11 protein-coding genes are annotated in these 13,173 nt (G+C 64.2%); 9 read left to right on the forward strand and 2 right to left on the reverse strand.

All coding sequences use genetic code 11. The features are described 5' to 3' along the window. The first annotated feature begins 41 nt into the window (after positions 1-41). The 5 genes from argE to AC1DB0_RS05180 all read left to right on the forward strand — a co-directional run bounded on the left by argE (position 42) and on the right by AC1DB0_RS05180 (position 5,151). Positions 42-1,235: an acetylornithine deacetylase gene (gene argE / locus AC1DB0_RS05160; RefSeq protein WP_276529725.1), complete on the forward strand. Its 1,194-nt coding sequence runs from the start codon at positions 42-44 to the stop codon at positions 1,233-1,235. Positions 1,236-1,383: 148 nt separating this feature from the next. Further along, positions 1,384-2,583, forward strand: coding sequence for a tryptophan synthase subunit beta (trpB, locus tag AC1DB0_RS05165; protein ID WP_054424698.1), 1,200 nt, complete (start codon positions 1,384-1,386; stop codon positions 2,581-2,583). A 4-nt stretch (positions 2,584-2,587) separates the two neighbouring features. Next, on the forward strand, positions 2,588-3,451 hold the full coding sequence (gene trpA, locus AC1DB0_RS05170) for a tryptophan synthase subunit alpha (protein ID WP_054424056.1): 864 nt from the start codon (positions 2,588-2,590) through the stop codon (positions 3,449-3,451). 36 nt (positions 3,452-3,487) lie between these two features. Further along, the gene (gene accD / locus AC1DB0_RS05175) at positions 3,488-4,363 is read left to right on the forward strand and encodes an acetyl-CoA carboxylase, carboxyltransferase subunit beta (RefSeq protein ID WP_476758616.1); all 876 of its coding nucleotides are present in this window, start codon (positions 3,488-3,490) and stop codon (positions 4,361-4,363) included. Positions 4,364-4,602: 239 nt separating this feature from the next. Further along, on the forward strand, positions 4,603-5,151 hold the full coding sequence (locus AC1DB0_RS05180; protein WP_054424052.1) for an acyloxyacyl hydrolase: 549 nt from the start codon (positions 4,603-4,605) through the stop codon (positions 5,149-5,151). Between the two features lie 131 nt (positions 5,152-5,282). Here the strand turns inward: AC1DB0_RS05180 and AC1DB0_RS05185 are convergent, their stop codons facing one another. Then, a complete protein-coding gene (locus AC1DB0_RS05185) occupies positions 5,283-8,414 on the reverse strand; it encodes an Rne/Rng family ribonuclease (protein ID WP_476757705.1) in 3,132 nt (1,043 codons plus the stop codon). 524 nt (positions 8,415-8,938) lie between these two features. Between AC1DB0_RS05185 and AC1DB0_RS05190 the strand changes: the two genes are divergently transcribed. The 4 genes from AC1DB0_RS05190 to msrQ all read left to right on the forward strand — a co-directional run bounded on the left by AC1DB0_RS05190 (position 8,939) and on the right by msrQ (position 12,359). Continuing rightward, positions 8,939-9,901: an RluA family pseudouridine synthase gene (locus tag AC1DB0_RS05190; protein WP_175169603.1), complete on the forward strand. Its 963-nt coding sequence runs from the start codon at positions 8,939-8,941 to the stop codon at positions 9,899-9,901. Positions 9,902-9,903: 2 nt separating this feature from the next. Then, complete coding sequence (locus AC1DB0_RS05195; protein WP_054424046.1) at positions 9,904-10,569, forward strand: HAD family hydrolase; 666 nt, start codon at positions 9,904-9,906, stop codon at positions 10,567-10,569. 171 nt (positions 10,570-10,740) lie between these two features. Beyond that, positions 10,741-11,703 (forward strand): protein-methionine-sulfoxide reductase catalytic subunit MsrP, encoded by a 963-nt coding sequence (gene msrP, locus AC1DB0_RS05200; protein WP_054424696.1) that lies wholly within the window; start codon positions 10,741-10,743, stop codon positions 11,701-11,703. An 8-nt stretch (positions 11,704-11,711) separates the two neighbouring features. After that, positions 11,712-12,359, forward strand: coding sequence for a protein-methionine-sulfoxide reductase heme-binding subunit MsrQ (gene msrQ, locus AC1DB0_RS05205; protein ID WP_476757704.1), 648 nt, complete (start codon positions 11,712-11,714; stop codon positions 12,357-12,359). Positions 12,360-12,385: 26 nt separating this feature from the next. Here the strand turns inward: msrQ and AC1DB0_RS05210 are convergent, their stop codons facing one another. Further along, positions 12,386-13,171, reverse strand: coding sequence for an N-acetylmuramoyl-L-alanine amidase (locus AC1DB0_RS05210; protein WP_342067119.1), 786 nt, complete (start codon positions 13,169-13,171; stop codon positions 12,386-12,388). Between the last annotated feature and the right edge of the window lie 2 nt (positions 13,172-13,173).

Here is a 13,173-nt window from a genome sequence, read left to right on the forward strand (position 1 = left end):
CCGTGAACAGTGCCGGGCGCCGTCCGAGACGTGGGCGCTTCCTGGCTTTACACTTCTGTTTTTCCCAAAAGCAGAGAAGTCACATGAACGCGCGCACCTGGCTGGAAACGCTGGTGGGTTTCGACACCACCAGCCGCAATTCCAATCTTGCCCTGATCGAAACCGTCCGCGATTGGCTCAAGGGCCAGGGCGTCGATGCGTGGCTGGCGCACAATCCCGAGCGCACCAAGGCCAACCTGTTCGCCACGTTGCCGGCGCAAGACGGCAACCAGCAGGGCGGTATCGTCCTGTCGGGCCACACTGACGTGGTGCCCGTGGATGGCCAGGATTGGGCCTCGGACCCGTTCAAGCTCATCGAAAAAGACGGCCTGCTGTATGGCCGCGGCGCGTGCGACATGAAGGGTTTCATCGCCGGCTCGCTGGCGTTGGTGCCGGAATTTCTGGCCATGCCGCGCAAGAAACCGATCCACCTGGCCTTCTCGTATGACGAAGAAGTGGGCTGCGCGGGCGCGCCCTACATGCTGGCCGATCTGCTGGAACGCGGCATCCGCCCCGAAGGCTGCGTCGTGGGTGAGCCCACGGGCATGCAGGTGGTGGTGGCCCACAAGGGCATCAACCTGTTCCGCTGCAAGGTGCACGGCAAGGCGGCGCATTCGTCCTTGACCCCGCGCGGCTGCAACGCCATCGAGTACGCCGCCCGCCTGATCTGCCGCATTCGCGACCTGGCCGACAGCTTCAAGGCCAACGGCCCGTATGACCAGTTCTACGACGTGCCTTTCTCCACGATGACCACCAACCAGATCCGTGGCGGCATCGCGGTCAACACCATCCCAGAGCTGTGCGAATTCACCTACGAATTCCGCAACCTGCCGGGCATGCAGCCCGATGAGATCCAGGCAGAAGTTGAAAAATACGTGCGCGATGAGCTCTTGCCGCGCATGAAGTCCGAGTTCGACGGCGCGTCCATCGAAATCGAAACGGGCGCCGCGGCCCCCGCGCTGGAAGCGTCGGAAGAAGCCGCCATCACCCAGCTGGTGCGCGCGCTGACCGAAGACCGCACCACCCGCAAGGTGGCGTATGGCACCGAAGCCGGTTTGTTCCAGGGCATCGGCATTCCGACGGTCGTTTGCGGCCCCGGCCATATCGAACAGGCCCACAAGCCCAACGAATATGTCGCCGTGGACCAAATGGCGTCGTGCGAGACCTTCCTGCGCCGCCTGGGCCAATCGCTGTAATTCACGCCAAGTGGCGTTAAGGGCTATCCGGGCGCGGCCGGGGCTGGGGGCTTCCCGCCCCGGCCGCGCCCGGGTCAGGTAAAATGTCGGGTTGCAAACCGGATTTGCGGCCGGCAGTGGTCTGTCGCGATACCGGGGGAGATGCTTGGTGAAACCTTACGACTTTCCGGATGCCAAGGGCCATTTTGGTCCCTATGGCGGTGTTTTCGTGGCGGAAACGCTGATGCACGCGCTCGACGAGCTGCGCGCAGCCTATGACCATTACCGTGTCGATCCCGCCTTCCTGGAAGAGTTCAACTACGAACTCAAGCATTTTGTCGGCCGGCCCAGCCCGGTCTACCATGCCCGCCGATGGTCCGAGATGCTGGGCGGCGCCCAGATCTGGTTCAAGCGCGAAGACCTGAACCACACCGGCGCGCACAAGGTCAACAACTGCATTGGCCAGGCGCTGCTCGCCAAGCGCATGGGCAAGCCGCGCGTCATCGCGGAAACCGGCGCTGGCCAGCACGGCGTGGCTACGGCCACGGTGGCGGCCCGCTACGGCATGGAATGCGTCGTCTACATGGGCAGCGAAGATATCCGCCGCCAAGCGTCGAACGTTTACCGCATGAAGCTGCTGGGCGCCACGGTGGTGCCGGTCACTTCCGGTTCGCGCACCCTGAAAGACGCGCTGAACGAAGCCATGCGCGACTGGGTCACCAACATCGAAAACACGTTCTACATCATTGGCACGGTGGCGGGTCCCGACCCCTATCCCCGCATGGTGCGAGATTTCCAGACCGTCATCGGCAACGAATGCCTGACGCAGATGCCGGAAGCCATCGGCCGCCAGCCCGACTACGTCGTGGCGGCAGTGGGCGGCGGCTCCAACGCCATGGGCATCTTCCATCCCTACATCCCCTACGAAGACGTGCGCCTGATTGGCGTCGAAGCGGCGGGCGAGGGCATGGACAGCGGCAAGCACGCCGCATCGCTGGCCGCGGGCCAGGTGGGCGTGCTGCACGGCAACCGCACCTATGTCATGCAGGACGCCGACGGCCAGGTCCAGGAAACGCATTCCGTTTCCGCTGGCCTGGATTACCCCGGCGTGGGTCCCGAACATGCCTGGCTGAAAGACTCGGGCCGCGCGGAATACGTGGGGATCACCGACGATGAGGCCCTGAAGGCGTTTCACGACTGCTGCCGCATCGAAGGCATCATGCCGGCGCTTGAGTCCTCGCACGCCATCGCGCAAGCGGTGAAGATGGCCGCCACGCTGCCGCGCGACGCGATCATCCTGGTCAACTTGTCGGGCCGTGGCGACAAAGACATGCATACCGTCGCCGAACGTGCCGGTATCGAGCTCTAACACCATGACAACTCGCATTGATCGTATTGCTGCCGCTTTCGCGCGCGCCGCCGAATCCGGTCGCGCCGCAGCGCTGATTCCCTATATCGCGGCGGGCGATCCTTCGCCCGCGGCCACCGTACCCCTGATGCACGCGCTGGTCGACGCCGGCGCCGATGTCATCGAGCTTGGCGTGCCGTTTTCCGATCCCATGGCCGACGGCCCTGTGATCCAACGCGCCGCCGATCGCGCCATCGCGCAGGGCGTGGGCCTGGCCCGGGTGCTGGAGCTGGTGGCAGAATTCCGCCAGCAGGACACCACCACGCCGGTGGTGTTGATGGGCTACGCCAACCCGATCGAACGCATGGGCCAGACGGCATTCGCCGTCAACGCCGAGCGTGCCGGGGTGGATGGCGTGCTGGTCGTCGATTACCCGCCCGAAGAAGTCATCGAATTCGCCGGCACGCTGGGCGAACACGGCATTGCCCCGATTTTCCTGCTGGCTCCCACCTCCACCGAAGACCGCATCAAGGCCGTGGCGGACGTGGCGCGCGGCTACGTGTATTACGTGTCGCTCAAGGGCGTCACGGGCGCGGGCTCGCTGAACACCGACGACGTGGCTGAACGCGTTGCCGTCATCCGCCGCCATATCCGCGACATCCCGGTTGGCGTGGGCTTTGGCATCCGCGACGCCGAAAGCGCCCAACGCGTGGCGCGCGTGGCGGACGCGGTCGTCATCGGCAGCAAATTGATTGAAACGATGGAGCAGGCGGCGGCGAATGCCCCGGCTGACCAGAAAACCGACGCAGCAGTCACCGCCGCCGGCGGCTGGCTGCGCACCATCCGGCAAGCGCTGGATCAAGTCAAACGAGACGACGCGTCGGCCTGAGCGGCCCGGCGCGACCTCTAACGGGATGAAATAACAATGAGCTGGATCGAAAAACTCCTGCCTCCTCGCATCAATAAAACCAGCGACAGCGGCGCCCGCCGCGTTCCCGAAGGCCTTTGGGTGAAATGCCCGTCGTGCGAATCGGTGCTGTACAGCGAAGACTTGGCGGCCAATCTGCACGTGTGCCCCAAGTGCGACCATCACATGCGCATCGGCGCGCGCGCCCGCATTGATTCGCTGCTCGACATGGAAGGCCGCGTTGAAATCGGCCAGACCACGCGCTCAGTCGACACGCTGAAGTTCAAGGACACCCGCAAGTATCCCGAACGCCTGCAAGAGGCCGTCAAGCAAACCGGTGAAACCGATGCGCTGGTGGTCATGAGCGGTTCCATTCGCGGCGTGCCGGCCACCTTGGCCTGCTTCGAATTCGAATTCATGGGCGGTTCCATGGGCTCGGTGGTGGGTGAKCGCTTTGCGCGCGGCGCCCAGGCTGCCCTGGACAACAAGACGCCGTTCATCTGTGTGGCGGCCTCGGGTGGCGCGCGCATGCAGGAAAGCCTGCTGTCGTTGATGCAGATGGCCAAGACGAACGCCATGCTGACCCGCTTGTCGGCGGCCGGCCTGCCGTTCATCAGCGTGCTGACCGACCCCACCATGGGCGGCGTGTCAGCCAGCTTCGCCTTCATGGGCGACGTGGTCATCGCCGAGCCCAAGGCGCTGATCGGCTTCGCCGGCCCGCGCGTGATCGAACAGACCGTGCGCGAGAAGCTGCCTGAAGGCTTCCAGCGCGCTGAATTCCTGCTGCAGAAGGGCGCGATCGACATGGTCATTGACCGTCGCCAGCTGCGCGAGGAAATCGCGCGTCTGCTCGCGTTGCTGACCAACCAGCCGGCGGATGTCGTGACGGCCTGAGGCCTTTCGCGTCTGCTGTAAAAACATGCCGCCGTCAGGCCATTGTCTGACGGCGGCATTTGCTTTGGCGACGCTAGTGCGTGTTACCCGGGACGGCCAGAGGGTGTTTCGAGTGTGACCATGCTTTTCGGAACAGTGTTTTCCACAGATATTTGTTGCCATATTGCGACAATCGTCGAGCTATCCGACCCGGATTTTGATATGTTGCCAACTAGTCCAGAAATCCACGGAGTTACCTGATGCTGTCGACCAAAAAGAAAATGCTCACGCGCCTTGTCGGTTTGGCTTTGGCCGGCGCTGCAACGCTTGCAAGCGCCCAATCCTCAACCGGCACGCAAGGCGGCGTCAGTCTGCACTACGGCATTGGCGACCACTACAAGCGCCTGACGCTGAACTACGAGACCCCGTCCGTGTGGACGTATCAATTCGGTGGCAACTGGGGCCGCCTGGACCTCACGCCCGAACTGGGTGCGTCCTACTGGCAGGCCGATGGCTCGCGTTCGCCGGGCCATGTCTGGCAGCTCAACGCCATTCCGATGTTCCGTTGGTGGACGGGTGAACGTTTCTACCTCGAGGCCGGTATCGGCGCCACGTTGTTCTCCAGCACGCGTTTTGCTGACGAAAACATCAGCACCGCCTTCCAGTTTGGTGACCACGTTGGCTTGGGCTTTCTGCTGACCCCGAACAACCGCATTGGCGTGCGCTATTCGCACTTCTCCAACGCCAGCATCAAGCGTCCGAACCCGGGTTTGGATCTGGTGCAGCTGACTTATACGTACCAGTTCTGATCGCAGGCGGTTCAATGCTGAAAGCCCTCGCAACTGCGAGGGCTTTTTTTATTGCGCGCTGACAGCATCGCCCGTCGCGTCCAAAAAAAAGCCCCCGTCGTGTGGACGGGGGCTTTTTCGTGCCGAGCGGCTTAGTGGCGCGTTTCGACTTGAACCAGAGGTTCGTTCGACACTTGCGCGACCGGCTTGCGCTCGCGGCCCAGGCGGGTCGGCGAGTGCGCGGCGGCGATGCGCAGTTGCGTCTGAGCGTGACGGTCGGGGTCGGTTTCAACCCACTTCAGGCCGGCAGCGTTGACGACGTCATGCAGCGCCTGAGCCTTGGCGGACGGCGTAGCGGCCGGCACCACGATCGGCTGTTGCGCTTGCGTCGGCGCGGCAGGGGCCGGGGCAGCAGGAGCTACGGCAGCCGGTGCTGCGGCAGCCGGAGCTTCAGCGACCGGAGCTTCGGCGACCGGAGCTTCGGCGACCGGAGCGGCCGGCGCCGTCACGACGGGTTCCGCAGCGGCGTGAGCCGGTGCTTCAACCGGCGCGGCAGGCACGGACACCTGGCTGGCGGGTTCAACGGCCACAGGTTGCGTGACGTCGCGAGCGGCGGTTTGCACGGGTTCGGCCTTGGGGGCTTCAGCGGCAACTTGCACGGGCTCGGCCTTGGGCGCTTCGACGGCGGCTTGTTCGGCGGCCGGTTGGGCTTCAATGACCTGCGCTTCCGTTACCTTGGTTTCAACAACCTGGACCGGAGCGGCCGGGGCGGCTTCAGCCTGTGCCGGAGCGGCGTCGATCTGGGCGGCTTGCACCGGAGCGGGCGCGGCAGCTTCGGCGGGCGCGGCTTCGGCGGCTACGCCTTCAGCCTGTTCGCCAGCGTCGTCATCCGAACCGTCTTCCAGTTGCTCGTCGCTGCCTGCCAGACCTGCTTCATCCTGGCTGCGGCGGCCACGACGGCTGCGGCGGCGGCGGCGCTTGCGTTCGGGATCGGCAGCACCTTCTGCGCCTTCAGCGGTCGGGAAGCCATCGGTTTGGTCGGCGGCATCGGCGTCGGCTGCGGCTTCAGTGGCGGGCTTGGTGTCGGGCAGGGCGGTCGCAACGGACTGCGCCAGCGCGGCGACCATGCTTTCCTGTTCGCTCATCGGCGCATCGGACTGGCCTTCTTCACGGCGGTTGCGGCCACGGCCACGACGGCGGTTACGGCCAGCGCCGGTGTCCTCGCCATTGGCCAGATCAGCCTGGTCGGGGCGGTTCGACGCCAGAGCCGTTTGGGCGGTCTGGTTGTCGCGGTCGCCACGAGCCTCGTTGCGGTTGTTGCGGTCGCCGCGTTCCTGGCGCTCGCCTTCGGGACGGCGGTTGCCACGGACGTGATGACGGCCGCCTTCGCTGCCCTCGGCGCCTTCACCGCGCGCTTCGCCACGGCGGTTGCCACGGTTGCGGTCCGAACCATGGCGTTCGCCACGGCGTTCCTGGCCGTCATGGCCGGCACGGCCCTTGCCACGGCCGGAAGCGGCGCGCTTGGCGCTGTCTTCCTGAGCGGCGGGCGTTGCGGGCTTGGCGGTATCGGCATTGCCGGTCAGCCAGCCAACCAGGCGCTTGAACAAGCCACCCAAGCCACCGGCGGCGGCCGGCGCTGCCGGTGCGGCAACAGGAGCTGCCGGCGTCGACACGGGAGCCGGCTGCGAGGGCGTGATGCCCTTGACCAGCGCTTCCGGACGAGCCTTGATTTCGCTTTCGCGGGGCTGCCAGGGCGCGTTCGTGGCCGGGGCTTCAACCAGCTCGAAACTGGTCTTCAGCTCTTCCAGGCGCGGGTCATCATGGCGCAGGCGTTCGATGTGGTGATGCGGCGTTTCCAGATGCTTGTTCGGAATCAGCATCAGGTTGACCTTCAGGCGGGCTTCCATCTTGGTGATGTCGGCGCGCTTTTCGTTCAGAAGGTAAGTGGCCACATCGACCGGCACCTGGGCGTGGACCGCCGCGGTGTTTTCCTTCATCGCTTCTTCTTGCAGCAGGCGCAGCACGTGCAGGGCGCTGGACTCGGCATCGCGGATCACGCCGGTGCCGTTGCAACGCGGGCAGGTGATGTGCGAGCCTTCGTTCAGGGCCGGACGCAGGCGCTGACGCGACAGTTCCATCAGGCCGAAGCGCGAAATCTTGCCCATTTGCACGCGGGCACGGTCGAAATGGAGCGCATCACGCAGGCGCTGTTCAACAGCGCGCTGGTTCTTGCTGTCTTCCATGTCGATGAAGTCGATGACGATCAGGCCACCCAAGTCGCGCAGGCGCAACTGGCGGGCCACTTCGTCGGCGGCTTCCGAGTTGGTGCGCAACGCGGTTTCTTCGATGTCGGCGCCGCGCGTGGAGCGGGCCGAGTTCACGTCGACGGAAACCAGCGCTTCGGTGTGGTCGATCACGATGGCGCCGCCGGAGGGCAGTTGCACCGTGCGCGAGTACGCCGTTTCAATCTGGTGTTCGATCTGGAAACGCGAGAACAGCGGGATATCGTCGCGGTAGCGTTTGACGCGCTGGACGTTGTCCGGCATCACCACGCTCATGAACGCGGTGGCCTGGTCGGCGATCTCGTCGGTATCGATCAGGATCTCGCCGATTTCGGGCGAGAAGTAATCGCGAATGGCCCGGATGACCAGGCTGGATTCCAGATAGATCAGGATGGGCGCGGAGTTGTCGCGGGCCGCGCCGTCAATGGCGGTCCACAGCTGCAACAGGTAGGACAAGTCCCACTGGAGCTCTTCGACGTTGCGGCCAATGCCTGCGGTGCGAGCAATGATGCTCATGCCCTGGGGCAGCTCAAGCTGCTCCATGGTGTCGCGCAGTTCCTGGCGGTCTTCACCCTCGACACGGCGGGAAACGCCACCGCCACGGGGGTTGTTGGGCATCAGGACCAAGTAGCGGCCAGCCAGCGAGATGAACGTGGTCAGGGCTGCGCCCTTGTTGCCGCGCTCTTCCTTTTCGACCTGAACGATCAGTTCCTGGCCTTCGCGCAGCGCATCCTGGATGCGGGCGCTACGAACGTCCACGCCTTCCTTGAAGAAGCTGCGGGCAACTTCCTTGAAGGGCAGAAAGCCGTGACGGTCTTCACCGTAGTTGACGAAGCAAGCCTCGAGGCCGGGTTCGATCCGGGTAATGACACCTTTGTAGATGTTGCCTTTGCGTTGTTCGCGGCCGGCAGTCTCGATGTCGAGGTCGATGAGTTTTTGCCCATCAACGATAGCGACGCGTAATTCTTCCTGATGCGTCGCATTGAACAGCATGCGCTTCATGAGAGGGTTTCTCCGTTGTCATGACGCGCCGATATCGGCGCGTGACCTCGGGTCACTCGGGCTGCGGCTGAAGCGGGCAAGAAATGCGGACCGTACCTGGGCGGCGCCCAGGCGTATCCGCCGCGGGTCAGGCGGGCACGTCGTGCCGTGGGGCACGGGGTTCTGTCAGCAGGAGGGTCAGCTTCACTGAATGTGGTTTGACGGAAAAATTGCTGTGAACGGCAGTTGCGGTCGGATTGGTTGCCTACACGCAGCTGGTGCTTTAAATATGCGACGATTCTTGCAGTGCTTCAGAGCCGCTTGCGGCATGCAACGGACCTGCTGGGACAGCGGGCAAAGTGAATGCCACACCACTATCCGGCAGGGCGCGGTTGCGCCGGCGACCAAGAGACCCAGGGGTTGAATCAGCAGGCAGTACAATAGCGGCCCGCGCGCTCGACGGAGTTGCGTACTTGTTTGCATCTCTACGCCAGGCGGCTAGTTCAGCCCCTTAAGGCTGTCCCGATTATATGTCGCTTTCCGCAATGCGCAAAGAAACTTCCTCCCCCATATCCCCCTCTAAAGCCCCCCCCGCCGTCCGCATGGTGGAGGTCGATGCCGAGCAAGCTGGCCAGCGTCTGGATAACTTCCTGATGCGCCTGTGCAAGGGCGTCCCCAAAACACATATCTACAAAGCCATCCGTGGCGGCGAAGTGCGTGTAAACAAGGGACGCATCTCCGTCGACTACCGCATCGCCGCGGGCGATATCGTGCGTATTCCGCCTTTGCGGCTGCCCGACCCCGGCAAACCCCGGCCCGTGCCTGGCGCGGAATTTCCGGTGGTGTTTGAAGACGATGCGCTGCTGGTTGTGGACAAGCCGGCGGGCGTGGCGGTGCACGGCGGCAGCGGCGTGTCCTTCGGCGTCATCGAGCAATTGCGCGCGGCCCGGCCCGACGCCAAGTTCCTGGAACTGGTGCACCGGCTGGATCGCGAGACCTCGGGTCTGCTCATGGTGGCCAAGAAGCGCAGCGCGCTGCTGGCCCTGCACGCCATGCTGCGCGAAGGCAAGGGCGACAAGCACTATCTGGCCCTGGTTGAGGGCGACTGGGTCAATGATCGCCAGCACATCAAGCTGAGCCTGTCCAAGTGGACCACCCAGTCCGGCGAGCGCCGCGTCAAGGTGGACCCGGACGGCCAGACGGCGCACACCATCATCACGCTGAAGCAGCGCTTCGGCGGTTATAGCCTGGTTGACGCCGAGCTGCGCACGGGCCGTACTCACCAGATCCGCGTTCACCTGGCGGCCAGCGGCTTTCCCATCGTGGGCGATGACAAGTACGGTCATGATGATGTGCGCGCGGAGTTCTCCCGCATGGGATTCGGCCGGATGTTCCTGCACGCCCATCAATTGACGCTGGCCCACCCGGTGACGGGCGAGCCCCTGACCCTTACCGCCGAACTGCCCCCCGCGTGCCGGCAAATACTGAAAAAACTGGAGTCGGTCTGATTATGTCGTCGTATTCGCTGGTCGTTTTTGACTGGGATGGCACCTTGATGGATTCCACGCACAGCATCGTGGCCGCCATTCAGGGCGCGTGCCGCGATCTGGAGTTGGCGGTGCCGTCGGCGTCCGAGGCCAGTTGGGTCATTGGTCTGTCCCTGGAAAGCGCCTTGCGCCGTGCCGTGCCGGAATTGACGCAGGCCATGATGCCGCGCTTCCTGGAGCGCTATCGCACTCACTACCTGCTGCGCGATCCGGAACTGCGGCTGTTTGACGGCATTCCCGAATTGCTGGCCGAATTGGCCGGCCAGAACGTCCGGTTGGCTGTTGCCACGGGCAAGAGCCGCGTTGGCTTGACGCGTGCGCTGGCCGCGACCGGCCTGGGCCCCTTGTTTGATGCGACCCGTACCGCTGATGAAACCTTCAGCAAGCCGCACCCCGCGATGCTGCATGAACTGATGCAGGAATTGGATGTGGACCCCGATCGCGTCGTGATGGTGGGCGATACCTCGCATGACTTGCAGATGGCGGTCAATGCGGGGGTGCATGGGTTGGGCGTGACGTACGGTGCTCACACCCTGAAGGAACTTCAAGGTTGTGCGCCGCAGGCGGTGCTGGATAGCGTGCCGCTCGTGCGCGATTGGTTGCTGCCGCGCGTAACCGCCAGCGTCTGACCGGCCATACTGATCGTTGCGTTGCCGGACGGGAACGTCCGGCAACGCCAAAGGTCAATCTGAAAGTTCCTATCCGCAGGCGTGCCGCCGCGGAATATCATGGGACCGCGCAACGTCTATGACATGCGCTGGGTGCGGCCATGGCTGGCTGGCGCCGAACCGGAGACCATGATGTTGATACGCAAGCCCGACGATATTCTTCCGTCCGAAATCACTGACGAGGCCGTCTGGCGCTCGCGCCGCGACCTGATGCTGCGCGCCGGGCTGACCGCCGCCGCCGTCGGTTTGCCGGGTTGGGCAACCCGCAGTGCGTTCGCACAAGAGGCCGGTGCGCTGCCAGCCAAGCCGAACGGCTCGCTCAGCGTCATGGACAAACAGACGTCGCTTGCCGACGTCACGTCCTACAACAACTACTACGAATTTGGCGTCGACAAGGGCGACCCCGCCGCCAATGCCGGCAAGTTGCAGACGCGCCCTTGGACGGTCACCGTCGAGGGCGAGGTCGCCAAGCCGCGCACCTTTACCATCGAAGAACTGCTGAAACTGGCGCCCATGGAAGAGCGGGTCTATCGCCTGCGCTGCGTGGAAGGCTGGTCCATGGTGATTCCGTGGGTGGGCTATTCGGTATCGGAACTGCTCAAACAGGTCGAACCCACCGGCAACGCCAAGTATGTTGAATTCGTCACGGCCGTGCAGCGCGAGAACATGCCGGGCGTGCGCGCCGCCATCCTGGAATGGCCCTACGTGGAAGGCCTGCGCATCGACGAAGCCATGAATCCGCTGGCCATGCTGGTGTTCGGCCTTTATGGCAAGGTGCTGCCCAATCAGAACGGGGCGCCGCTGCGCTTGGCCGTACCGTGGAAATACGGCTTCAAGTCGGCCAAGTCCTTGGTGAAGATCCGCCTGGTCGAAAAGCTGCCGGTGTCGTCCTGGATCAAGGCCGCGCCGCAGGAATATGGTTTCTACGCCAACGTGAACCCCAACGTCCCGCACCCGCGCTGGAGCCAGGCCACGGAACGCCGCATCGGCGAAGACGGCTTGTTCAGCCCCAAGCGCAAGACCTTGATGTTCAACGGCTATGGCGAGCAAGTGGCGTCGCTCTATCAGGGCATGGACCTGAAAGCGAACTACTGAGCGCGCTCATGCCTGACGTTTCAACGCGGTCTTCGGTGGCGCCGCCGCGCAAGACACAGCTGTCCGCCAAGACGGTGGGGCGGTTCAAGCCTGTCTTGTTTCTCTTGGGCCTGGCGCCGTTCGCGCGCTGGATCTGGTTGGGCGTGAATAACGGCCTGACTGCGAACCCGGTTGAGTTTCTGACCCGGTCGTCCGGCACGTGGACGCTAGTCTGCCTGCTGGTCACCCTGGCGATCACCCCGTTGCGCCGTCTGACCGGCCAGCCCGCCTTGGTGCGCCTGCGCCGCATGTGCGGCTTGTTTGCGTTCTTCTATGGCGCCATGCATTTCACGGCCTGGGTCTGGTGGGATCGCGGGTTGGACCCGGCCGCCATGCTGCAAGACATCGGCGAACGCCCCTTCATCACGGTGGGATTTGCGGCGTTCGTGTTGATGACTGCTCTGGCTGCGACCTCCACGCAGTGGGCCATGCGCAAGCTGGGCAAACGCTGGCAGCAGCTGCATCGTGCCATTTACGCCATCGGCCTGTTGGCGGTGCTGCATTATTGGTGGCACAAGGCAGGCAAGAACGATCTGGCGCAGCCCGCCCTGTATGCGGCGGTGCTGGCCTTGCTGCTGGGCTGGCGGATCGTGGCGTGGTGGCGGCGCAGGAGCTGACGTTCGCCAGCCTGCTTTGCCATTCCCTACGGAATCGCCAACATGATCGCAGCGGTTTCCGCGTCGGGCTGGCCATCGTATCGCGCCGGGCGGTAGTGCATCTGGAATGCCGCCAGCGTGTTGATGGTGGCCGGGTCCAGCACGCCATTTTGCGGGCTGGTGTAACCCAGGCGCTGCAATTGCGCTTGGAACCAGGCCACGTCCGGCACGCCTTGCGCTTGCAGGCGCGTCAGATGCTCGGCAGCGCCGGTTTCGTCGTACCAGCGTCCAATGCCGGCTGCGGCCAGCGTTTTCCACGGGAACAGCGGGCCAGGATCAACCTTGCGCTGCGGCGCGATATCGCTATGGCCCACAACGTTCTCGGGGGCGATGCCGTGGCGTTGGATGATGTCGCGCAGCAGTATCGTCAGCGCCCGCACCTGACGGTCGTTGTAGGCGTGCCAGACGGGTTTGCCGTCCGGGCCTTCCGTCCAGCCGGGGTTCACGATTTCGATGCCGATAGACGTGCTGTTCATCGCAATGTTGCCGTACCAGGAGCTGGCGCCGGCATGCCAGGCAGCCCGGTTCTCATCGACCAGCCGATAGGCGCGCCCGGCATCGTTGATGAGATAGTGCGCGCTGACCTTGCCGCGCGACAGCAGTTTCATTGAGGTCGCGTCGTCGACCGTGGTGTAGTGCACAACGATGCTGCGCACGCGGCTGGCCTGGCTGACGGCGGTGACTGAGGTGTCCAGGTCCAGTCCGGCCGGGCCGCGCGTGGCGCAGCCGGCCAGCACTGCTGTCGCCAGCAGGGTGGTGATAAGGCGGAACATGG

It is taken from the genome of Achromobacter sp. 10T422, assembly GCF_056394065.1.